The organism is Rhodanobacter sp. IGA1.0 (assembly GCF_040208325.1).
GTDB classification, from domain to species: domain Bacteria; phylum Pseudomonadota; class Gammaproteobacteria; order Xanthomonadales; family Rhodanobacteraceae; genus Rhodanobacter; species Rhodanobacter spathiphylli.
The window spans coordinates 696,482-717,704 of the sequence record NZ_CP157948.1 but is presented as its reverse complement, the minus strand read 5'-3'; the positions used below and the strand labels follow the sequence as shown (position 1 = coordinate 717,704).

Here is a 21,223-nt window from a genome sequence, read left to right as displayed (position 1 = left end):
TTCTCCGAAGGCTTCGTGACGGTCGCGGCGGAGGCCGCCGCAAGAGGACATCTGTTCATGACTCATGGCGTGGCCGTTTTCGTCTGCACGGCCGAACCGTCGTGCAGGTCGGCTGGCGGGGCCAGCACCACGCTGTCGCCCGGCTTCACCGCGGCCGGCAGCAGGCGCAACTCGCCCCGGGTCTGCGACGCGGGACTGACGCTGCGCTGGCGCACTGCGCCGCCGTCCACCACGAACACCACGCTGCGGCCGTCGCGCTGCACGATCGCCGTGGCCGGCACCAGCACGCCTTGCGGGACCGGCGCGGCGGCATCGGGCCGCTCTTCCAGGAAGGACACCCGCACGCCCATGTCGGGAACCACGCGTGCATCCTTCTGTTCCAGCGCCACGCGCACCTTGATGGTGGCCTTGCCGCGGTCGGCGGTGGGCACGATGGCGACCACGCGGGCGGGAATCTTCCAGTCCGGGTAGGCATCCAGCACGGCTTCGGCCGACATGCCCGGCTTGACCCGGCCGATATAGGCCTCGTTGACGTCCACGTCCACTTCCAGCGAACTCATGTCGACGATGGTGCCCACGCCGGTGCGGGTGAAGCCGCCACCGGCGGACAGCGGCGAGATGATCTCGCCCACCTGCGCGTCCTTGGTGGTGACCACGCCGCTGAACGGCGCGCGCACCACGCAGTAGTCGAAATTGACCTGGGCCACGGCGGCCTGCGCATCGGCGGACTTGGCCTGCTGGCGCTGCGCGCCGAGCTGGGCACGCAGGCTGTCCACCTGGGTCTGCGCCTGCTCGGCACTCTGCTTCGAGACCAGCCCGCGACCGACCAGCGACTGCAGCCGCCGCGCATCGGCCACGCCCTGGGCCAGTTGCGCCTGGTACTGGGCGACCTGGGCATGCGCCGCGTCGGCCTGGGCCCGGGCCGCGGCGAGGTTGGCCCGGTAGCCGCTGTCGTCCAGCCGGGCCAGCACCTGGCCCTGCTTCACGTGGTCGCCTTCCTCGATCAGCACCGCGGTCAGCGTGCCGGTGATCTGGGCGGACACGGTGGCCTGGCGACGGGCGGTAACGTAACCGGTCGCCTGCAGCACGGCGCCGGCGTCGCTGTCCGCACTGGCCGCCACCGCCGTGGCGGTCTGCACCGGCACGGCGCGATGACCCAGCCAGAGCCAGCCGCCGCCGCCGAGCAGCACGACCAGGACCAGCCCGGCGGCCACGATCCACGGCCAGCGGGCGCCGCCACCGCCGTGTTCCTCGCGTTGATGGCGCTCGATGCGCAGTTCCTTCAGCAGCTCGGTGTTGTCCACATCCACTCCCGCGTTCCAGGCCATGTTCCCCATGGGACGAAGCATGAACGACGCGCCGGGTCGTCGCCATGATCCGGCATCAATCATCGGGCATGACAGCTGTCATCCACCCCACTGTCTGTCGACGAACGGTGCCGCCACGGATCGACAGGCCCGGTGCCCCCTGCTCCGCCGCCTGCGCCGACGGGCCTGCCTTTGCTACGCTTGCCGCATGACCTACGCCATCGCCACTCCCGCCGTCCCGAGCCTGCCGATCATCGGCAGCAACCAGCGTTTTCCGATCCGCCGCGTGTTCTGCATCGGCCGCAACTACGCCGAGCACGCCCGCGAGATGGGCGCGGTGGTGGACAAGTCCGCCCCGATGTTTTTCTGCAAGCCGGCCGACGCGGTGGTCAGCGACGGCGCGGACGTGCCGTATCCCTCGATGACGACGGAGTTGCACCACGAAGTGGAAATGGTGGTGGCGCTAGCCGGCGGCGGCCGCGACATCGCCCCGGCACAGGCTGCCGCACTGATCTTCGGCTACGGCGTGGGGCTGGACCTGACCCGTCGCGACCTGCAGGCACAGGCCAAGGCCAAGGGTCATCCGTGGGACGTGGCCAAGGCCTTCGATCATTCCGCGCCGGTGTCCGCGCTGCGCCCCGCGCACGAGGCGGCACTGGATGACGACAGCGTGCTGCGGCTCAGCGTCAACGGCGAGCTGCGCCAGCAGAGCCGGCTGGGCGAGATGGTGCACGGCGTGCCGCAGATCATCGCGGCGCTGTCCACCCTGTTCGAACTGAAGCCCGGCGACCTGATCTTCACCGGCACGCCCGCCGGCGTCGCCGCCCTGCAGCGGGGCGACCGCTTTCACGCCGAACTGGTCGGCGTGGCGGCACTCGACGGGTGCATCGCGTGATCGGCGACAGCCCCTGAGCCCGGCGGGTTGCGCTACATTCGGCCCGCCAACCGGGCAAACCAAGGGAGTACCAGACAATGAGCATGCTCAGCGAGTTCAAGGCCTTTGCCATGCGCGGCAACGTCATCGACCTGGCGGTCGGCGTGGTCATCGGCGGCGCGTTCGGCAAGATCGTCAGCTCCCTGGTCGACCAGATCATCATGCCGCCGATCGGCTGGCTCACCGGCGGCATCGATTTCAGCGACAAGAAGTGGGTGCTCAAGCCGGCCGACGCCAGCGACCCGGCGCACAAGGTGGCCGAGGTGGCGATCCAGTACGGCGCCTTCATCAACACCCTGATCCAGTTCATCATCATCGCGTTCGCGATCTTCATGGTGATCAAGGCGATCAACCGGCTCAGCCGCAAGCAGGAAGAAGCGCCGGCCGCCCCGCCCGCCGACGTGGCGCTGCTGACCGAGATCCGCGACCTGTTGAAGCATCGGCCGGGTTGACGGAACAAGCGGGAACGGCGAACGGGGAACAAAGAGCGGAAGCCGAAGCCGCATCGCTCTCCCCGTTCCCCGTCCCCCACCCATGACTTCTGGCCTAAGCGCCGCCTGACCTGAGCGCCATAATCGGGGTTTCCTCCGCGGAGTCTCCCGATGCGCCGTCTCCCCCTCACCCTGCTCGCCGCCAGCCTGCTGCTGGCCAGCGGCATCGCCAGCGCCGCCAACACCACGATTCCCGCCACGGCCGTAAAGACGGCCGAACAGTTGCGCGACAAGGCGATGCGCGACGACACCGGCTACCGCATCGTCACGTCGCTGACTACCGAGGTCGGCCCGCGCCTGGCCGGCAGCGAAGCCGACCAGCGCGGCGTGGACTGGGCGGTGGCCAAGTTCAAGGCGCTGGGCTTCGACAAGGTCTACACCGAGCCAGTGACCTACCCGAAGTGGGTGCGCCGCAGCGAGCACGGCGCGATCGTCTCGCCGTTCCCGCAGTCGATGGTGCTGACCGCGCTGGGCTATTCGCCGGGCACGCCCAAGGGCGGGCTCACCGCGCAGGTCGTGAAGTTCGACAGCCTCGACGCGCTCAAGGCGGCCGACCCGGACACGGTCAAGGGCAGGATCGTCTTCGTCGACTACCGCATGCAGCGCTACCGGGACGGCCACGATTACGGCGTCGGCTCACCGATCCGCGTGCAGGGCCCGGTGTTGGCGCAGGCCAAGGGCGCCGTCGGCTACCTGCTGCGCACCGCCGGCACCGACCCGCACAGCCGCACGCCGAACACCGGCGTGACCGGTTTCCGCGATCCGGCCAAGGCGATCCCCGCCGCCGCGATATCCAATCCCGACGCCGACCAGCTCGGACGGGTACTGGCCTACGGCAAGCCGGTGACGGTCAGGCTCGACCTCGACTGCGGCATCGAGGGTGAATACACCGGCGCCAACGTGATCGGCGAGGTCACTGGCGCGAAGCATCCTGACCAGGTGGTCGCCATCGGCGGCCATCTGGATTCGTGGGACCCGGGCACCGGCGCGATCGACGACGCCGCCGGCGTGGCCATCGCGATGGCTGCCGGCAAGCTGATCCGCGACCTGCCGCAGCGTCCCGACCGCACCATCCGGGTGATCGCCTTCGCCAACGAGGAAATGGGCCTGTGGGGCGGCCGCGCCTATGCCGGAAAGCACGCGGACGAGGTGGCGAAATTCCAGCTCGGCACCGAATCGGACTTCGGCGCGGGCAAGGTCTGGCGGATGAGCGCCAGCGTCAAGCCCGAGGCGCGCGGAGCGATCGAACAGATCGCCCGGGTGCTTGCGCCGCTCGGCGTGGCGTACGACGCCGGGCGTCCCGGTGGCGGTGGCTCCGACCTGTCGCAGATGCACGGCAAGGGCATGGCCGCGCTGTCGCTGACCCAGGACGGCACGAAGTATTTCGACTGGCACCACACTGCCGCCGACACGCTGGACAAGATCGACCCGGAGGAACTGGCCCAGAACGTGGCGGTATACGCCGCGTTCTCGTACATGGCCGCCCAGGCGGACGGCGACTTCGGTTCCGCGCCCGGCGCATTCGCCAAGGACGGCGCCGGCGAGTAGCTCTTGGCTCCCTCCCCTGCTTGCAGGGGAGGGAGCAAGCGCGTCGCCTACTTCGCGTAATACGCCCCCGAAGCCACCAGCGGTTCGGGCACGCAGAACGTCTTCGGCCGCACGGTGATCGCGATCGGCACCAGCACCTGTTTCTCCACGCCGCCCACGCTGGCGCAGGATGCATCCGCCGGCAGCTGGTAGTGGATGATCCGCACGGTGTACTGCGGGCAGACGTCCGAACAGGGATGCTCGGCCACCACCGGCACGCCGCGATAGCTGCCCAGAACCACGGTCGTGTGCATCAGGCTGGCCTTGTCCCACGGCTTGGCGGCCTGTGCCTGCAGCGCCGCGGCGTCCAGCTGGCCCGGCTCGCTGGCGCGAACGGCACAACCGGCGTTCAGCAGGGCGACGAAGGCGGCGGATACGAGGATGCTGTTGCGTGACATGGCATGACTCCCGTTGAAGGTCGCGGTGACCCTAGCGCAACCCGGGCGACGTTGTCGTGTAGATGCCGCCGCGCCCCCTTCACGGACGAGCGGGCGTGCGGGCCATATTCGTCGCGTCAGCGCGATCCGTTCGGCAAGGCGGCCGCATCGACGTGCGGCTTGCGCCCGAAGCGCTGCTGCAGGTGATCCATGGCGATGTAGATCACCGGCGTCAGGTACAGCGTCAGCACCTGCGAGAAGATCAGCCCGCCGACCACCGCCAGGCCCAGCGAACGACGCACTTCGGCGCCGGCGCCGATGCTCAGCGCGATCGGCAGGGTGCCGGCCATCGCCGCCATGCTGGTCATCATGATCGGGCGGAAACGCACGCGGCAGGCCTCGAAGATCGCCTGCGCCGGCAGCATGCCCTCCTCGCGCTGCCGCTCCAGCGCGAAGTCGATCAGCATGATCGCGTTCTTCTTGACGATGCCGATCAGCATCACGATGCCGACGAAGGCGAACAGGTCGAGCGAGGCGTGGAAGATCACCAGGGTCAGCAGCGCACCGACCGCCGCCGCCGGCAGGCCGGACAGGATGGTCAGCGGGTGGATGAAGCTTTCGTACAGGATGCCCAGCACCAGGTAGATCACGAACACCGCCAGCAGCAACAGCATGCCCATGCCCTGCAGGGATTGCTGGAACGCCTGCGCAGTGCCCTGCACGCTGCCGCTGATGGTGGCCGGCATGCCCATCGTCTGGACGGCGCCATCAATGCGGGCCACCGCGTCGCTGAGGCTGACGCCCTGGGCCAGGTTGAACGATACCGTGACCGCCGGCAGCTGGCCCTGGTGATTGACGGTCAGCGCCTGCGGTTCGCGGCTGAAGCTGGCCACTGCGCTGAGCGGCACCAGCGCGCCGCTGGCCGAGGTGACATAGAGCTGCGACAGCACCGAGGGATCGTCCTGCAGCTTGCGCTCGACCTGCAGGATCACCCAGTACTGGGTGGCCGAACCATAGATGGTGGAGATCTGGTTTTCGCCGAAGCCGATGCCCAGCGCGGTCTGCACCTGGGCCATGGTGAGACCGAGCGGCGCCAGCTTGGCGCGGTCGACCTTGACCACGATCGAGGGGCTGTTGAGGTCCAGGTCGTTGGTGACGTCCTCGAAGCCCGGCAAGGCGGCGAACGCACGGGTGACCCGACCACTCCAGTCGTACAGCGCCGGCATGTCGATCGACTGCAAGGTGTACTGGTACTGCGCCTTGGACTGGCGCCCGCCGATGCGGATCGCCGGCGTGTTCTGGATATAGGCGCGGATGCCGGTGACCGCTGCGAGCTTCCGGCGCAACTCGGCGGTGATCCCGTCCACGTCCAGCCTGCGCTGGTTCGCCGGCTTCAGCAGCAGCAGGATCGAACCGTTGTTGACCGTGCTGCGCGAGCCGCCGGCGCCGATGCTGGACATGTAGCCGGCGATGTTCGGATCCCTGGCCACGATGTCGACCAGCTTCTGCTGCCGCGCCAACATGCCATCGAAGGACACGTCTTCCGGCCCCTCGGTGTTGACGTGCAGGGTGCCGTTGTCGCCGGCCGGAATGAAGTCCTTCGGCGTCACGTAGAACAGCAGCGCGGTGGCCAGCAGGCTGAGGCCGAACGCGGCCAGCACCAGCCGCGGCCGGTCCATGCACCAGCGCAGGCTGTCGCCGTAGCCGCGCTGCACCGCGTTGAAGCCGCGGTCGAAGCCGCCGACCAGCCAGCTCTTCCTGCTCCTGTCGACATCGCCATGGTCATGCGCCTTGACGAAACGACTGCACAGCATCGGCGTCAGCGTGATCGCCACGACGCCGGAAATCAGGATCGCCATGCTGATCACGATCGCGAATTCGTGGAACAGCCGACCCACGATGCCGCCCATGAACATCACCGGGATGAACACGGCGATCAGCGAAAGCGTCATCGAGAAGATGGTGAAGCCGATCTCGCCGGCGCCCTGCAACGCCGCTTCGTACGGCGGCATGCCGGCCTCCATGTGGCGCACGATGTTCTCCAGCATCACGATCGCGTCGTCGACCACGAAGCCGACCGCCAGGGTCAACGCCAGCAGCGAGAGATTGTCCAGGCTGTAGCCCAGTGCGTGCATCACGCCGAACGTGCCCAGTACCGAGATCGGCAAGGCCACCGCGGGGATCAGCGTGGCCGACAGGCTGCCCAGGAACAGGTAGATCACGAAGACCACCAGCGCGCCGGCCAGCAGCAGGGTGAACTGCACGTCGTCGACCGAGGCGCGGATCGACTGCGAGCGGTCGTACAGCGTCTCCAGTTTCACCGACGGCGGCAGGCTGGCACGGAAGCTCGGCAGCACGGCCTTGATCCGGTCCACCGTGGCCACCGTGTTCGCGCCGGGCTGGCGCTGGATCGCCAGCACGATCGCGCGGGTGCCGTTGTACGAGCTGGACTTCTGGTCGTCCTGCACGCTGTCGCGCGCCACGCCGATGTCGCCCACGTGCACCGGCGCGCCGTTGCGATACGCGACCACCACGTCGTTGTACGCGGCGGCGCGCTGCAGCTGGCCGTCGCTGCGGATCGGCAGCTGCTGGCGCGAGCCATACAGCGAGCCGGTGGACTGGTTGACGTTGGCGTCGGCGATCGCGTTCTGCACCTGGTCGATGCCGATGCCGGCGGCGGCGAGCCGGTCCGGGTCCACGCTGATCCGCACCGCGTACTTCTGCGAACCGTACACGCTGACCTGGGCCACGCCGTCGACCATCGACAACTGCTGCGCCAGTTCCGTCTCGGCGTATTCGTCGACCTGGGTCAACGGCATCGTCGACGAGCTCATCGCCAGGTACAGGATCGCCGCATCGGCCGGGTTGACCTTGCGGAACGTGGGCGGCGTGGTCATCTCCTTCGGCAACTGGCGCAGTGCCGAGGAAATGGCCGACTGCACGTCCTGGGCCGCCGCGTCGATGTTGCGGTCGAGCTCGAAGGTCAGCGTGATCGAGGTGGAACCCAGCGCGCTGGTCGAGCTCATCGAGCTGATCCCGGCGATCGTCGACAGCTTGCCTTCCAGCGGCGTGGCCACCGCCGAGGCCATCGTCTCCGGCGACGCCCCGGGCAGGCTGGCGCTGATGCTGATGGTGGGGAAGTCGACGTTCGGCAGCTCGTTCACCGGCAGTTGCGGATAGGCGACCAGGCCGAACACCAGCAGCGCCGTCATCAGCAGCGTGGTCATCACCGGGCGGCGGATGCAGAGCTCCGGGATATTCATGGTAGAGCCTGCTTATGGTCTCCAAGCACCCCGCGCCGGGAACTGTTTGCGCGCAGGCCAAGGAAGAATGAGGGAGTGGACGTCAGTCCACGACTGAGCGATGACGCCGGCATGTGGGCAAACAGACCCAGCCCTTCGGGTTGCCATCGAGTGGCCGCCATGCGGCAGCGCGCAGCTTGACCTGACGGCCAGTCAGGCGCTGCGCCACGCACTACCACCTGGCGGCCACTCGATGACAACGCGGGATGCTTGGAGACCATAAGCAGGCTCTCAGCCCTGCTTGACGGTGGCGGCGCTGCCGTCGACCAGCAGCATCTGGCCTTCGGTCACCACCTTCTCGCCGGCCTTCAGGCCCTTGTCGATCACCGTGCGCCCCGCGCTGGTCGGCCCGGTGGTGACGGCGCGCTGCTGCACCTTGCCGTCGGCGCCGAGCACGAACACGAAGCTGCCGTTGGTCGAACTCTGCAGCGCATGCACCGGCACGCTGACCACGTTGGTCAGCCGCGTGGTCGGCAGCATCACCTGCACGAACTGGCCCGGCGTGAGCCGGTGCTCGGCGTTGTCGAAGCGCGCCTTCAGCACGATGGTGCCGGTGCTGGTATCGACCGCGTTGTCGATGAAGTCCAGTGCGCCGGTCAGCGGCGCGGCGCGATCGCCGGAGATCGCCACCTGCACGTCGAGCGCACCACTCTGCCGCGCGGCGCGCACGGCCGGCAGGCTGTCCTGGGGAATGTTGAACGCGACACGCACCGGCTCGACCTGGTTGAGCCGCACGATGTCGGTGCCGTCGGCGCTGATCTGCGCGCCGGGATAGACCAGCGGCGCGCCGGCGATGCCGTCGAACGGCGCCACGATCCGCGCATAGTCCAGCTGGGTCTGCGCCAGTTCCTGCGCGGCGCGATCGCTTTGCAGGTTGGCCCTGGCCACGGCGAGGTTGGCCTGGTACAGGTCGTAGTCGGCCCTGGAGACGAAACCCTTGCCCAGCATGTCGGCATAGCGCCGCTGGTCCGCCTCGGCCTTCTGCAACAGCGCCTGGTCGCGCGACACGTTGCCACGCGCCTGGTCCAGCTGCGCCTTCAGCAGGGCAGGGTCGATCTGCGCCAGCACGCTGCCCTTGCGCACCAGCGCGCCGGGCGTGAACGACAGCGACTGCAGCTGGCCCGACACCCGTGCACGCAAGGTCACCGTCGACCATGGCTCGACGCGACCGACCAGTTTCAACGACAACTCGATGTCGCCCTGGGTGGCCGTCGCCACTTCCACCGGCACCGCCGCGGGCGCCCGAACCGGGTCGGTCCCGCCTCCGCCGCCGCGCCCGAAGTGGACGGCGACAGCGACCGCCAGCAGGGCGGCCAGCGCGAGGACGATTTTTTTCCAGGACATGCGGGGTGGATTCTCGGTCTTCTTGCCTGATGCGACGACGACGGATCGCCCGATGGCGAAGCGGGTCTCTGGCCGTGCTGGCGCAGCCACGTTTCAACGCGGCAGCGCGCCTCCGGTTGACCCGCGGCGGCGGGACATCGCCCACTATGCCCCGCATGGCGCAAGTCATGACCGCGACTGATGGCACTGGTCAGCCGCGGGATGATCAATCGTCGGCGCCGGCGCCCTGCTCCAGCGCCTGCAGGTTTTCCTTGATCTGGTTGATCACCGCCAGCGCGTTCTTCAGGGCGTCGTGGTCGATGCCGCGGGTGGCGTCCCGGCGCAGCTCCCGCGCGATCACCTCCATGTCGCCCACGATCACCTTGGCCTGGTCGGTGACGTACAGGCGCCAGGCGCGGCGGTCCTTGGGGTCGGGCCGGCGCTCGACGAAGCCGGCGGCCTGCAGGCGATCGATGACGCGGCCCACCGCGATCGGTTCCATTTCCAGAAACTCGGCCAGCTCGTTTTGCCGCAGGCCCTCGCGGTGGTACAACATCTTGGTGGCACGCCACTGGGCGCGGGTCAGCCCGAATTTCACCGCGCGACGATCGAAGTGCTTGCGGAACAGCAGGGTCACGTCGCTGAGCAGGTAACCAAAGGAAATGTCTTCCGTTTTCGCCATGATGCGTTGCTACCCCAGCGCGCCAGAATGCCTGCCTGAAGCATAGGGCAAGCCGTCCATTGCGCGAAGCCATGCCGATCAGCACCCTCCACGCCGACATCACCCGCCTCGACGTCGACGCCATCGTCAACGCGGCCAACCCCGGCCTGCTCGGTGGCGGCGGTGTCGACGGTGCGATCCATCGCGCCGCCGGCCCCGGCCTGCTGGCCGCCTGTCGCGCGCTCCCCGAGTCCGCTCCCGGCGTGCGCTGCCCCACCGGCGAGGCACGCATCACCCCGGGCTTCGCCCTGCCCGCGCGGCACGTGATCCACACGGTGGGGCCGGTCTGGCATGGCGGCCACCATGACGAAGCGCGCTTGCTGGGCCAGTGCCATCGCAATGCGCTGCGCCTGCTGCGCGAACGGGAACTGCGGACGATCGCCTTTCCCGCGATCAGCTGCGGCGTCTACGGCTACCCGCCCGAACTTGCCGCCGCGGTGGCGGTGCGCGCGCTGCGCGAGGAGCTGGCCGACGACGAGGTCATCGAGGTCACGCTGTGCTGCTTCAGCGAGGCGATGCGCGCGGTGTTCGCACAGGCACTGGCCAGTTAGGGATGCTGTCGCCATCGCCACGCGGCGACGCAACGGTCAGTCCAGCTTGAACGGATACAACGGCGCCAGGCCGGAGTCCCTGCCTGCCGCACTTGCCGCACGCCACGCGAAGCCGCGCCTGAATGCCTCGGGCAGATTCGCGTCAGTCTCCGGCACGGCGGTGCCGGCGTAGTGTCGCCGCTGCAGCGCGGCGATCGCCGCATGCTGGCGCGGATCATCCAGAGCCGCCGACAGCTCGCCCAGATGCTGGATCGCGGGACGTTCCGCCCGCGCCCACGCCAACAGGCTGCGCGCCTGCGCCGCCGCATCGCTGCCGCGCGCGGCGGCCAGGAACGCCAGCTGGGCATTTCGTGCGGACGACCGCGCGGGCACGACTGGCGTCGCCGGCTCAGCGGAACGGCGACGCCACCACCACCATGCCGCCAGGCTGAGCAGCCACAGGCCGAGGCTGGCCAGCGCGATCCAGCGCCACGGCGTGCTTGCCGCCCCGTTCGTCGAGCCGGTGGCCACAGTATGGTCGCCCGTCACCGCCGCGGTGGAAGCCGATGCTGCCGGCGGCGTGGCTGGCGCACCCACGGCGGGCAGCACCTCGATCGTATGGGCGGGTATCCGCGCCACTTCCATCTTGTCGCTGACCACGTTCCACCACTTCAGCGTGGTGGCGGGAATGGTCAGCGGGCCGGCGCGTTCGGGCACGATCGCGAACGACTGCTGGCGCCGGCCGGTGACCCATTCGCCGTCCTGGCGATTGCCGCTCACCGGCTTGTCCGGGTAGACGGTGGCGCCATCCAGCGGCGGCAGGCTCAGCGCCGGCAGCGCTTCCTGCGACAGTCCGGTGGCCTGCAGATTCATCGTGAGGTTGAACGGCTGGCCGACCCGCGGCGCGGCATCCTGCGCCGTGGGCCAGCCGTCCAGGCTCAGGCTCAGTTCGCGCGCGGGCAGCCATGTGCTGCCGCCGAAGTCCGCTGGCGCCGCCTTCACGTCGAGGGTCTGCGCCGGGGCGCTGGCGCTGACCGGCACGGTGGCGCCGAAGAAACTGTCCGGGTCGCTCGGATCGGCCGCCTGGCCTTCGAAATCGACCGGCGGAATTTCCACCTTGCCCGCATGTTGCGGCGTCACCGCATAGCGCTGTTCGAGCACGTGATAGCTGCGGCCGCCGCGCTCGGTGTCGTAGTTGAGGCTCTTGCCCAGCGGCACGATTTCCACGCCGGCGACCTGCGGCGGCTGCGGCGCGTCGCCGCCGATGCGGGCGGCGTAGTACAGCCGCGTCATGTAGGTGAACTGCTGGCCGACATAGCCTTGCGCCGGGTTGATCTGCGATTCCATGAACACGTCTTTCGACGAAGCGCTGGCCGCATTCGGGTCGGGCGCCGTCACCGTGAGTTGCAGCGGCGTGGTCTGGCTGCCGGCCACGCTCAACGCGGGAATCTGCAGCACGCCGGTGTGCCGCGGGCGCAGCGCGATGCCGAAGGTCAGCTCGGCGCTGGCCTTGCCGTTGACCACGCTGTAGCTGCGGCTCTGCGAGCTGCCGAGGAACTGGAAATCCCGGTTCAACGCGCCCAGGTCGGGCGCCTGGACACCCATGCCCTGTCCGTTGACGCGCACGTTGAGCGTCACCGTCTCGCCCAGCTGGACATCGTTTCGATCCAGCGTGGCGGAGACGTCGCCGGCCAGTGCCAGCGCCGGCAGCAAGGCCAGCGCCAGCAGGCATCCGCCGATGAACTTTCGCAGGATCACGGTTCTCCATCCTCGTTCGTGGCGCCACCGTGGCGCTGCTGGTACTCGAGCTGAAACTTGCGCCGCAACAGCGCGCCGGGATCGTCCGGCACGCGCTGCAGCGCGTGGCGCAGATCCGCCGGCAGCTTCGCCTGCGGATCGTCCTTGGCCAGCGCGCCGAGTTGGTGGCCGTCCTTGCTCTTGTCCCCGGCCTGCCGGGCCAGCGCCTCATCCATCTGCTGTTTCAACGCCTGCTGCGCACGTTCGGCCTGCGCCTTCTGCTCGGCCTGTTCCTGCGCGGTCTGCGGCTTGGCCTGGTTCTCGCCTTCCTTGTCGGACGGGTCCTGCGACGAATCGCGCTTGCCGTTCTCGTCCTGTGGCTGGTCGCCCTTGCCGGCTTGTCCGGACGGCTGATCCTGGCCCTCGCCTTGTTTCTGCTGGCCCTGCGAACCTTGCTGCCCAGCCTTGCCCTGCTCGCCCGCCGACGACTGGTTCTTCTTGCCGTCGTGGCCTTCGTGCTCCTTCTGGTCTTGCGGAGACTGCGGCTGTTGCTGGCGCAGCCAGTCCTCGACCGCCTGCCGGTTCGCCTTGGCATCGGCGTTGGCCGGATTGCGCTTCAGGGCTTCGTCATAGGCGGCGATCGCCTGCTTGTATTCGCCCTGTTTCGCCAGCGCATTGCCCAGGTTGTAGGCGCCGTCGCTGCCGGGAACCTCGTGCAGGGATTGCGCCGCCGCCTGGTAGTCGCCGGCACGATAAGCGGCGGCGCCGCGCCAGGCCGGATCGCGGGCCAGCTGCAGGGCGCGCTTCGCGTCGCCCTGGCGCAGGGCCTGCGCCGCCTGCTGGTCGGGGCGCTGCCACAGGTCCTTCCAGCTGGTGGCCGAGGCGGTGCCGGGCAACAGCGGCAGCACCAGCAGCGGCACGGCCAGCAACCAGCCGCGACGGAATGCCATCGCGGCGATCAGCAACAGCGGCAGCAGCAACCACGGTCCGCGATCCTGCCACTCGTCGCCGACCTGGCCTTCGGCCAGGGTCGGGCGGGTGTGGCGCAGCTCGCCGTGCAAGGCTTCGATGTCCGACTGGTCGGCGCTCATCACCACGTAGCGTCCGCCACCGGCGGCGGCCAGTGCGCCGAGCGCGGCGTCATCGCGGCGCGAGAGCACCATGTTGCCGCCCGCGTCGCGCAGGAAGCCGCCATCCGGCGAGGGCACCGGACCGCCGGCGGGCGTGCCCACGCCGAGCACCGACACGTGCACACCCGCGGCGTTTGCCTTGCGCGCCGCCGCCTGCGCCGCGGCATCGGCCTGGTCGGTGATCAGCACCAGCGAACCACCGCCGGCCTTGCCATCGTGGATCAGCGTCACGCTCCGTTCGATCGCGGCGGCGGCGTTGTCGCCATCCACCGGCATGGTGTCGGGCGCCATCGCGTCGAGCAGGTCATCCAGGCTGTGTGCGTCGGCGGTCAGCGGCGCCACCACGAAGGCTTCGCCCGCGTAACCCACCAGCGCGTTGAGGCCGTCCCGGTTCGCATGCAGCAGGTCGCGTGCCTTGTAGCGCGCGCGATCCAGCCGGCTGGGCGCGACGTCGCGGGCCAGCATGTGCTGCGACAGCGAGATCGCCACCACCTGCGCCGGGCGGCTGGCATACAGCGGTTGTTCGATGCGGCTCCAGGTCGGCCCGGCCAGCGCCAGCGCAGCCAGCATCCATGCCAGCGCGAACAGCCACACCGGCAGATGCGCGTGGCGGGCACGCCCGCGCAAAAGATGCGGCAGCAGGGCTGCATCGACCAGGTGCGACAACGCAACCTGTCCGCCATCGCGGCGCGTGCCGAACCAGCCGATCAGCGGCAGCGCCAGCAGCCCGAGCAGCCAGCCCGGCCGGAGGAAATGGAACTGCTGCAGCAACTCGTTCATGCCGGCCGCTCCGGCACGCGTGCAAGGCGCTGCGGCAGCACCACCAGCAACAGCAGCACGATGGCCGCCAGCAACGGCCAGCGGAACAGTTCGTGGCGCGGGCGCAACGCCGGACCGTGCTGCGGCATCGGCTCCAGCGCATCGATCGCCCGATACGCCGAGGCCAGTTCGCTGCTGTCGGTGGCGCGGAAGAAGCGGCCGCCGGTCTGCGTGGCGATGTCGGTGAGCATGTCGGCGTCGAGGTCGGCCGAAGGATTGACCAGCTGGCTGCCGAAGAAGCCGGGGATGCGCAGCTGCGTGGCGCCGATGCCGATGGTGTAGATCCGCACGCCGGCCGCCTTCGCGGCGCGGGCCGCGTCGCGGGGCGCAATGTTGCCCGCGTTGTTGACGCCGTCGGTGAGCAGTACCAGCACGCGAGCCTGCTCGGGCAAGGCCGACAGGCGCTTGACGGCCACCGCGATGGCGTCGCCGATGGCCGTTTCGGTGCCGGCGAGCCCCACCGCCGCGCCCTGCAGTTGCGCGCGCACGGCGGAAAGATCGTAGGTCAGCGGCGTCACCAGGAAGGCCTGGCTGCCGAACAGGATCAGCCCCATCTCGTCGCCGTTGCGGCGGGCGATGAAGTCGCCGGCAATCGCCTCGACCGCCGCGAAGCGATTGACCTGCTGCCCGGCCAGCTGCATGTCGCCGGTGCGCATGCTGCCGGACAGGTCCACCGCCAGCATCAGCGCTCGTCCGCTGCGCTGCTGCGCCTGCGGCGGGCCCACCCATTGCGGTCGCGCCGCGGCCGCCAGCAGGCACAGCCAGGCCAGCGCCAGAAGCCACGGCGTCAGTCCACTCGCTCGCTGGCCGGCCACGCTGGCCAGGCGCACGCCGGGTTGCGGCAGATGCAATGCCTGGCCGGGCGCGACGGGACGCAGCCAGCGCCGCAGCAGCCACGGCAGCGGCAACAACACGATCACCCAGGGCCAGGCGAACTCAGCCATCGGACTGCTCCGGGGACAGCGGCTTCCAGCGGCGCGGCTGCAGCGCCTGCTGCAGCCAGCGGCGCACAGCGCCAATTGTCGCGACGGGGTCGAACGCCGTCAGCGGTCGATAGAGGTGTTGCTCCAGCTCCGCCAGTTGCGCCATCGTCGCCGCATCCAGCGGCACCCGCGCGAGCGTGCGTTGCCAGTCCTCGCCGCGCTGCCGGGTGGAACGCGCATCGTGACGACGCGCGACCCGGCGCAGCAGCTGATGCAACCCGCTGACCAGTCGCGCCGCGTCGGCATCCCGCGCGTATTGCGCGGCCATCCGCTCCAGCTCGCTCATCACCTCGCGCCGCCGGCGCAGCACATCCCGATACTTGCGGGCGTACGCAATCGCCACCCCGATGAGCAGCAGCGCGATGACCGCGAGCGCCCACCAGCCCGGCGCAGGCGGCCACCACGCCGGCTCGACGGGCAGATGGATGTCGCGCAGTTGCGGGCCGCCGGGCGCGATCATCGAGCGCCTCTCCGCGTGCCGAGCAGGCCGTTCACCGCGTCGAAGGCATCCGCCGTGGTGTCGATGCTGCTGCAGCGCAGCCCCAGTGAACGGGCCAGTTCACCCAGCCGCGCCTGCCCGGCCCCCAGCACGCGCTGGAAATCGCCACGCTGGCGCTCGGACTGCAGCATCACCTCGCAGCGTTCGCCGGCGTGCTCCAGCGGGTAACGGCCCGGCGGCGGCGGCACCAGTTCCAGCACGTCGGCCACCACCAGCATGCTGACCTGGGCATGGCGGCCCAGATCGAGCAGCCGCTTGCGTGCCGCATCGTCGCAACTGAAACCGTCGCTGATCAGCAGCACGCGGCTGGCGCCGTGCAGGACGCGACCGGCACGCGCCAGCGCATCGGAAAGCGGTTCGAGTCGATCCGGTGCAGCGTGCGCATCCCACTCGGCCATGGCGCCGCACACCGCCAGCGCACCGCGCGGGCCAGCCTGGGGGCGTACCAGCTGGTCGGCGTGCCCGAACGCCATCACGCCGACGCGTTCGCCGGCGCGCACCGCGCACCAGGCCGCCGCCGCCGCCGCGCGCGCGGCCTGCACCGACTTGAAGCGCACGCGGGTGCCGAAACGCATGCTGGCATGCGTGTCGAGCAGGATCAGCAGGCAGCCTTCGCGGTCCTCCTGGAACAGCTTGGTATGCAGCTTGCCGCTGCGCGCGGTCAGCCGCCAGTCGAGCCGACGCACGTCATCGCCGGCCTGGTAGACCCGCGATTCCGCATAGTCCATGCCGCGGCCGTATAGACGGCTGGACTGCTGGCCGCTGCGGGCGGCACGGCTAAGCAAGGGAGCCAGCCGCACCTTGCCGACCCTGGCGCGCAAGGCGATCAGTTCGGACAGCGATACCCGGCTGAGTCCATCGCCGTCGGCGGCTCGAGAGACGACGGCGTTCACGGCAGCGGCACGAGATCCAGCAGGCGACCGATCACCTGGTCGGGCCGCACGCCTTCGGCCTCGGCCTCGTAGCTGAGCAGCACGCGATGGCGCAGCACTTCGTGGGCAACCGCGTGCACATCCTCGGGCAGCACGTAGTCGCGCCCCGACAGCCACGCCTGGGCCCGCGAACAGCGATCCAGCGCGATGGTGGCGCGGGGGCTGCCGCCCCAGGCGATCCAGCGCTTCAGTTCCGGCCCGTAGTGCCCGGCATCGCGGGTGGCCAGCACCAGCTGGGTCAGGTACTCCTCCAGCGCCGGCGCCATGTGCACCGCCATCGCCGCATCGCGTGCGGCGAACACGTCGGCCTGGCTCAACAGCGCAGGAGCGGCGGCCACCGGATGGGCCCGGCGACTGGCCTGTTCACGGGCGAGCTTGAGGATCGCCAGCTCGGCGGTGGCATCGGGGTAGCCGATCGTCACGTGCATCAGGAAGCGGTCAAGCTGGGCCTCGGGCAAGGTGAACGTGCCTTCCTGCTCGATGGGATTCTGCGTCGCCATCACCATGAACAGCTCGGGCAGCTGCCAGGTGCGACGACCGACGGTGATCTGCTGCTCGGCCATCGCCTCGAGCAGGGCCGATTGCACCTTCGCCGGCGCCCGGTTGATCTCGTCGGCGAGGATGATGTTGTGGAACAGCGGTCCGCGCTCGAATTCGAAGCTTCCCGACTGCGGACGGAAGACGTCGGTGCCGGTGAGGTCGGCCGGCAACAGGTCGGGGGTGAACTGAACGCGGTGGAAGTCCGCCTCGATCCGCGCCGCGAGCGCCTTGACCGCGGTGGTCTTGGCCAGCCCGGGTGCGCCCTCGACCAGCAGGTGGCCGTCCGCCAGCAACGCCACCAGCAGGCACTGGACCAGGTGCGGCTGACCGATGATGCATTGCTGCAGATCGTCGCGCAGCTGCGCAAAGGAGGTTTGCAGGTGGCTCGAAGGCCCGGTTTCGGGTGTATCCATGAGGCGTTCCGTGGTTTGAGGCGAAGGCGGTCTGATCAATGGGTCGACCTGACCGCAAGTTCGCTCGGCGTGCTACAGACCATCAACCATGCCGGAAATTCCATCGCCGGGCACATGCCAGCCGTCACGCATAAAAAAAGAGGCGGCCGAAGCCGCCTCTTTTCCTGGTGCTGCCAGAACTTACTGCAAGGTGTCGCTGAGAATCCGCGGCGTCACGAAGATCAGCAGCTCGGCCTTGGTGTTGACCCGCGACGTGCTGCGGAACAGGGCACCGATGCCGGGGATGTCGCCCAGACCGGGCACCTTGGTGATGGTGTTGGACTTGTTGACCTCGTAGATGCCACCGAGGACGACGGTCTGGCCGTTGTCGACCAGGGCCGAGGTGTTCACTTCACGCGTGTCGATGGTCGGGATCTTGCCGCTTCCCGGGGCGTCGACGTAACCGGCCAGCGCATCCTTCTTGACGTTGATCATCAGGTAGACGCGGTTGTCGGCGGTGATCGTCGGGGTGACCTTCAGTTCCAGCACGGCGTCCTTGAACTGGACCGTGGCGGTACCGCTGCCGGCGCCGCCGCCGGCGCTGTTCTGGAAGGTCACGTAGCCGATTTCCTGGCCCTGGCGGATGACCGCTTCCTGCTGGTTGGCGGTGATCACGCGGGGGCTGGAGATCACCTCGCCACGACCTTCGGTCTGGGCGGCGGAGAGTTCCAGGTCCAGCGCATAGTTCGCGCCGAGGATGGCCAGGCCGAAGCTGCCGCCCTTCAGGGTGGTGGGCAGGTTCACGTTGAGGCCGCCGGAGCCGACCGTGCCCGGAGCACTGTTGTCGCCGATCGCGCTGGGCACGCCGCTGCCCAACTGCAGCACCTGGCCGCTCGGATTGGTCTGCTTGCCGCTGATGCCGAACTTCGCGCCCAGTTCACGGGTGAAGTCGTCGGTGGCGACCACGATGCGCGATTCGATCAGCACCTGCTGCACCGGCTTGTCCAGCACCGCGATCAGCTCGCGCAACTGGCGGATCTTCTCCGGCGTGTCGTTGAGCAGCAGGGTATTGGTACGCACGTCGAAGGAGACGCTGCCGCGGGGCGAGAGGAAGCCGCGCTGGGTGTTACTGCCGCTGCTGCCGCCGCCACCGCCCTGGCCCTGCTTGCTGCCGGTGGTGAGCAAGGTGGCGATGTCCGACGCCTTGCCGTAGCTGATCGGCACGTAGTCGGTCACCAGCTCGGCGGTGTCCTGCGCCTTCAGCTTGGCATCGGCCAGATCCTGTTCGTACTTGGCCAGCTCGGCCTGCGGAGCGACCCAGACCACGTTGCCGTTGCGGCGCTTGTCGAGGCTCTTGGCGCGCAGGATCACGTCCAGGGCCTGATCCCACGGCACGTTGACCAGACGCAGGGTGACGCTGCCGCCGACACTGTCCGAAGCGACCAGGTTGAGGCCGGAGATGTCCGCGATCAGCTGCAGCGCCGAACGCACCGGGATGTCCTGGAAGTTGAAGGTGACGCGCTTGCCGTTGTAGTTCGGCTCCTGGTCGAGCTTGCCCAGCTGCGTCTGCTTGGCGTCGGCCTTCTTCGGCGCCACTTCGACCACGTACTGGTCGGCGGTCTGGTAGGCGGACGTTTCCACGTTGCCCTTGACCGCGATCTCCATGCGCGCGCCGCCACCGTTGCCGGTACGGGTGACGATCGACTGCACCGGCGTGGCGAAGTCGAGCGTATCCAGACGCTGGGCCAGGTTGGCCGGCAGGTTGGCATGATCGATGGTGACCAGCACCTTGTCGCCGCTGCGGGTCATTTCGGCATTGGCGCCGCTGCCGCTGAAGTTGATCAGCACGCGACCTTCGCCGTTGGGGCCACGACGGAAGTCGATGTTGGAGATGGCCGGACCGTTCGACGAGGACGGCAGTGCCTTGGTCGGGTCGATCGTGGCGGCCGTGGTCACCGCCTGGTCGGCGCTGCCGTTGTTCACGGTCAGGATCAGGCTGCTGCCGTCGATCCGCGAGCGGTAGCTCGACTCACGCATCAGTTCCACGACGACGCGGGTGCGACCGCCAGCGGAGACAGCGGACACGCCCGAGGTCGAGCCCTTGCCGATGTCCAGGTGGCGCGGCGCCGCGTTGTCGGTATCGGCGAAGTCCACCGCGATGCGCGGCGGGTTGCCGGTCGTGAAGATCTTCGGATCCGGCACCGGGCCATTGCCGAAGTCCATGTGCAACTCCACGCTGCCACCGGGCAGTGCGTCGTAGCTGATGTTCTTCAGCGTGGTGGTGGCTGCCATCGCAGCGCTGGTCCAGGTGGCGCCAGCGATCAGCAGGCCCATCAGCATGTAACGGCTTGCATGGCGCATGACACGGCCCCGCACGGATTGGATTTGGTTGCTCATTGCATCAGCCCCTGTCTACCTATTTCGCGTCGAGCGCGATGCTGGCAGGACGTTCCATCCAGCCACCATTACCGTTGGATACCAGTTCGACCAGATCAATATGGTCTTCGCTGATCGCCGTGATATGCCCGTAGTTCTGACCCATGTACTCGTTGACATGGACGCGGTGAATCACCCCGCCCGGGTCCTTGACCAGCACTTCCATGCTGCCGCCGGCACCGACCGTGCCGACCATCTTCAGGCTGTCCAGCGCGAACAGCTCAAGCGGCTGCTTGGCGCGGTTGGCGTCCGGCCTGGGACCGCTGGTAGCGGCGGTGTTGTTGTCCAGCTCGGCCGTGCTCGGGCTGAACGGGTCACGGCGATCCTGGTCGTCGTACTTGAATGTCTCGAAAGTCTTGATCACCGGCAGCGGCTGGATCGGCGCGCCCTTCTTGGCCTTTTCCTGCGCAACCCAGCTGCGCAGGTCGGACATGCCGCGGGTGCAGCCGCCGAGGACCAGCACGGCGCCCAGCATCAGTGCGAAGCGTGCAGCGTGTGCCGGCTTGATGAATGTCTGCTTGTTCATTTCCGGCCCCCCGCCCTGTTCTTGCCCGCGGGTTTGCTTGATGCCGCGCTCTCATCGTCATCGAGGTAGCGATAGGTCTTGACGGTGCCCTGCAGGACCAGTTGCCCGTTCGCGCCCTTGTCGCCCGCCGCCTTCGGTGTCAGCGACACGTCGTGCAGGGTCAGGATCACCACCCGCGGCAACGAAGCCACGCCGCTGATGAAGGTGCCGAACTGGTGGTAGGTGCCGCTGAATTTCAGGGCGATCGGCCGCTCTGCGTAGAAGTCCTTGGGCGTCTCCGGACCGGGCTGGAACAGGTCGGTCTCCAGGCCGGCCGACTGCGCGGTCTGCGAAATGTCGGTGAGCAGCTCCGGCATCTCGGTCTTGCTGGGCAGCTGGCGCAGCAACTGGCGCAGCATGTCCTGCATCTCGTCGAGCTGCTGTTGCAGCGCCTCGAGATTGACCGACTTGGCCTGCTTGGTGGCGAATTCCTGCTTGAGCGAACCTTCCTTGCCGACCAGCGAATTCAGGCTGTCCTGCTGGTCGCTGATGACGAAGTACCAGCCGGCCAGCAAGACCAGGCCGAACAGGAGCGTGGTGAAGAAGATCTTTACCGACTGCGGCCAGCCACCAACGTTGTTGCGATCGAGGTTCTGGATATCACTGAGGAAACTCATG

18 protein-coding genes are annotated in these 21,223 nt (G+C 68.7%); 4 read left to right on the top strand and 14 right to left on the bottom strand.

The features are described from left to right. Positions 1-62: 62 nt before the first annotated feature. Positions 63-1,349 (bottom strand): efflux RND transporter periplasmic adaptor subunit, encoded by a 1,287-nt coding sequence (locus tag ABNK63_RS03135; RefSeq protein WP_238530908.1) that lies wholly within the window; start codon positions 1,347-1,349, stop codon positions 63-65. A 166-nt stretch (positions 1,350-1,515) separates the two neighbouring features. Here ABNK63_RS03135 and ABNK63_RS03130 point away from each other — a divergent pair, with 166 nt between their 5' ends. The 3 genes from ABNK63_RS03130 to ABNK63_RS03120 all read left to right on the top strand — a co-directional run bounded on the left by ABNK63_RS03130 (position 1,516) and on the right by ABNK63_RS03120 (position 4,280). After that, entirely contained in the window at positions 1,516-2,202 is a 687-nt protein-coding gene (locus ABNK63_RS03130) for a fumarylacetoacetate hydrolase family protein (protein ID WP_350016659.1), read from the top strand. A gap of 77 nt (positions 2,203-2,279) precedes the next feature. Further along, on the top strand, positions 2,280-2,693 hold the full coding sequence (mscL, locus tag ABNK63_RS03125; RefSeq protein WP_350016658.1) for a large-conductance mechanosensitive channel protein MscL: 414 nt from the start codon (positions 2,280-2,282) through the stop codon (positions 2,691-2,693). Positions 2,694-2,843: 150 nt separating this feature from the next. Next, positions 2,844-4,280 (top strand): M20/M25/M40 family metallo-hydrolase, encoded by a 1,437-nt coding sequence (locus ABNK63_RS03120; protein WP_350016657.1) that lies wholly within the window; start codon positions 2,844-2,846, stop codon positions 4,278-4,280. 47 nt (positions 4,281-4,327) lie between these two features. Here the strand turns inward: ABNK63_RS03120 and ABNK63_RS03115 are convergent, their stop codons facing one another. From ABNK63_RS03115 to ABNK63_RS03100, 4 genes are all read right to left on the bottom strand, one after another. Further along, positions 4,328-4,717, bottom strand: a complete 390-nt coding sequence (locus ABNK63_RS03115) for a hypothetical protein (protein WP_007807187.1) — start codon at positions 4,715-4,717, stop codon at positions 4,328-4,330. 116 nt (positions 4,718-4,833) lie between these two features. Beyond that, positions 4,834-7,959: an efflux RND transporter permease subunit gene (locus tag ABNK63_RS03110; RefSeq protein ID WP_350016656.1), complete on the bottom strand. Its 3,126-nt coding sequence runs from the start codon at positions 7,957-7,959 to the stop codon at positions 4,834-4,836. A 270-nt stretch (positions 7,960-8,229) separates the two neighbouring features. Then, positions 8,230-9,342, bottom strand: coding sequence for an efflux RND transporter periplasmic adaptor subunit (locus tag ABNK63_RS03105; protein WP_350016655.1), 1,113 nt, complete (start codon positions 9,340-9,342; stop codon positions 8,230-8,232). A 205-nt stretch (positions 9,343-9,547) separates the two neighbouring features. After that, positions 9,548-10,003, bottom strand: a complete 456-nt coding sequence (locus ABNK63_RS03100) for a MarR family transcriptional regulator (protein WP_007807192.1) — start codon at positions 10,001-10,003, stop codon at positions 9,548-9,550. A 71-nt stretch (positions 10,004-10,074) separates the two neighbouring features. Between ABNK63_RS03100 and ABNK63_RS03095 the strand changes: the two genes are divergently transcribed. Then, a complete protein-coding gene (locus ABNK63_RS03095; protein WP_350016654.1) occupies positions 10,075-10,593 on the top strand; it encodes an O-acetyl-ADP-ribose deacetylase in 519 nt (172 codons plus the stop codon). Positions 10,594-10,629: 36 nt separating this feature from the next. On the opposite strand, the gene ABNK63_RS03090 is transcribed toward ABNK63_RS03095, so the two are convergent. From ABNK63_RS03090 to pilO, 9 genes are all read right to left on the bottom strand, one after another. Then, on the bottom strand, positions 10,630-12,330 hold the full coding sequence (locus tag ABNK63_RS03090) for a BatD family protein (protein WP_350016653.1): 1,701 nt from the start codon (positions 12,328-12,330) through the stop codon (positions 10,630-10,632). Continuing rightward, positions 12,327-14,219 (bottom strand): tetratricopeptide repeat protein, encoded by a 1,893-nt coding sequence (locus ABNK63_RS03085; RefSeq protein ID WP_350016652.1) that lies wholly within the window; start codon positions 14,217-14,219, stop codon positions 12,327-12,329. The genes ABNK63_RS03090 and ABNK63_RS03085 overlap by 4 nt, the downstream gene beginning before the upstream one ends. Continuing rightward, the gene (locus ABNK63_RS03080; RefSeq protein ID WP_007807202.1) at positions 14,216-15,202 is read right to left on the bottom strand and encodes a VWA domain-containing protein; all 987 of its coding nucleotides are present in this window, start codon (positions 15,200-15,202) and stop codon (positions 14,216-14,218) included. The genes ABNK63_RS03085 and ABNK63_RS03080 overlap by 4 nt, the downstream gene beginning before the upstream one ends. Next, a complete protein-coding gene (locus ABNK63_RS03075; RefSeq protein WP_350016651.1) occupies positions 15,195-15,701 on the bottom strand; it encodes a DUF4381 domain-containing protein in 507 nt (168 codons plus the stop codon). Before ABNK63_RS03075 ends, ABNK63_RS03080 begins: the two co-directional genes overlap by 8 nt. Then, on the bottom strand, positions 15,698-16,633 hold the full coding sequence (locus ABNK63_RS03070; RefSeq protein WP_350016650.1) for a DUF58 domain-containing protein: 936 nt from the start codon (positions 16,631-16,633) through the stop codon (positions 15,698-15,700). Before ABNK63_RS03070 ends, ABNK63_RS03075 begins: the two co-directional genes overlap by 4 nt. Further along, on the bottom strand, positions 16,630-17,625 hold the full coding sequence (locus ABNK63_RS03065; RefSeq protein WP_007807207.1) for a MoxR family ATPase: 996 nt from the start codon (positions 17,623-17,625) through the stop codon (positions 16,630-16,632). The genes ABNK63_RS03070 and ABNK63_RS03065 overlap by 4 nt, the downstream gene beginning before the upstream one ends. A gap of 180 nt (positions 17,626-17,805) precedes the next feature. Further along, positions 17,806-19,965 (bottom strand): type IV pilus secretin PilQ, encoded by a 2,160-nt coding sequence (locus ABNK63_RS03060; RefSeq protein WP_350016649.1) that lies wholly within the window; start codon positions 19,963-19,965, stop codon positions 17,806-17,808. Positions 19,966-20,020: 55 nt separating this feature from the next. After that, a complete protein-coding gene (locus ABNK63_RS03055; protein WP_350016648.1) occupies positions 20,021-20,566 on the bottom strand; it encodes a pilus assembly protein PilP in 546 nt (181 codons plus the stop codon). Further along, a complete protein-coding gene (gene pilO, locus ABNK63_RS03050) occupies positions 20,563-21,222 on the bottom strand; it encodes a type 4a pilus biogenesis protein PilO (protein ID WP_007807213.1) in 660 nt (219 codons plus the stop codon). The genes ABNK63_RS03055 and pilO overlap by 4 nt, the downstream gene beginning before the upstream one ends. Between the last annotated feature and the right edge of the window lies 1 nt (position 21,223).

Coding starts and splice junctions, on each gene's coding strand:
- ABNK63_RS03135 (WP_238530908.1), bottom strand. CDS start 1,349: ATGCTTCGTCCCATGGGGAACATGGCCTGGAACGCGGGAGTGGATGTG.
- ABNK63_RS03130 (WP_350016659.1), top strand. CDS start 1,516: ATGACCTACGCCATCGCCACTCCCGCCGTCCCGAGCCTGCCGATCATC.
- mscL (WP_350016658.1), top strand. CDS start 2,280: ATGAGCATGCTCAGCGAGTTCAAGGCCTTTGCCATGCGCGGCAACGTC.
- ABNK63_RS03120 (WP_350016657.1), top strand. CDS start 2,844: ATGCGCCGTCTCCCCCTCACCCTGCTCGCCGCCAGCCTGCTGCTGGCC.
- ABNK63_RS03115 (WP_007807187.1), bottom strand. CDS start 4,717: ATGTCACGCAACAGCATCCTCGTATCCGCCGCCTTCGTCGCCCTGCTG.
- ABNK63_RS03110 (WP_350016656.1), bottom strand. CDS start 7,959: ATGAATATCCCGGAGCTCTGCATCCGCCGCCCGGTGATGACCACGCTG.
- ABNK63_RS03105 (WP_350016655.1), bottom strand. CDS start 9,342: ATGTCCTGGAAAAAAATCGTCCTCGCGCTGGCCGCCCTGCTGGCGGTC.
- ABNK63_RS03100 (WP_007807192.1), bottom strand. CDS start 10,003: ATGGCGAAAACGGAAGACATTTCCTTTGGTTACCTGCTCAGCGACGTG.
- ABNK63_RS03095 (WP_350016654.1), top strand. CDS start 10,075: ATGCCGATCAGCACCCTCCACGCCGACATCACCCGCCTCGACGTCGAC.
- ABNK63_RS03085 (WP_350016652.1), bottom strand. CDS start 14,219: ATGAACGAGTTGCTGCAGCAGTTCCATTTCCTCCGGCCGGGCTGGCTG.
- ABNK63_RS03080 (WP_007807202.1), bottom strand. CDS start 15,202: ATGGCTGAGTTCGCCTGGCCCTGGGTGATCGTGTTGTTGCCGCTGCCG.
- ABNK63_RS03075 (WP_350016651.1), bottom strand. CDS start 15,701: ATGATCGCGCCCGGCGGCCCGCAACTGCGCGACATCCATCTGCCCGTC.
- ABNK63_RS03065 (WP_007807207.1), bottom strand. CDS start 17,625: ATGGATACACCCGAAACCGGGCCTTCGAGCCACCTGCAAACCTCCTTT.
- ABNK63_RS03060 (WP_350016649.1), bottom strand. CDS start 19,965: ATGCGCCATGCAAGCCGTTACATGCTGATGGGCCTGCTGATCGCTGGC.
- ABNK63_RS03055 (WP_350016648.1), bottom strand. CDS start 20,566: ATGAACAAGCAGACATTCATCAAGCCGGCACACGCTGCACGCTTCGCA.
- pilO (WP_007807213.1), bottom strand. CDS start 21,222: ATGAGTTTCCTCAGTGATATCCAGAACCTCGATCGCAACAACGTTGGT.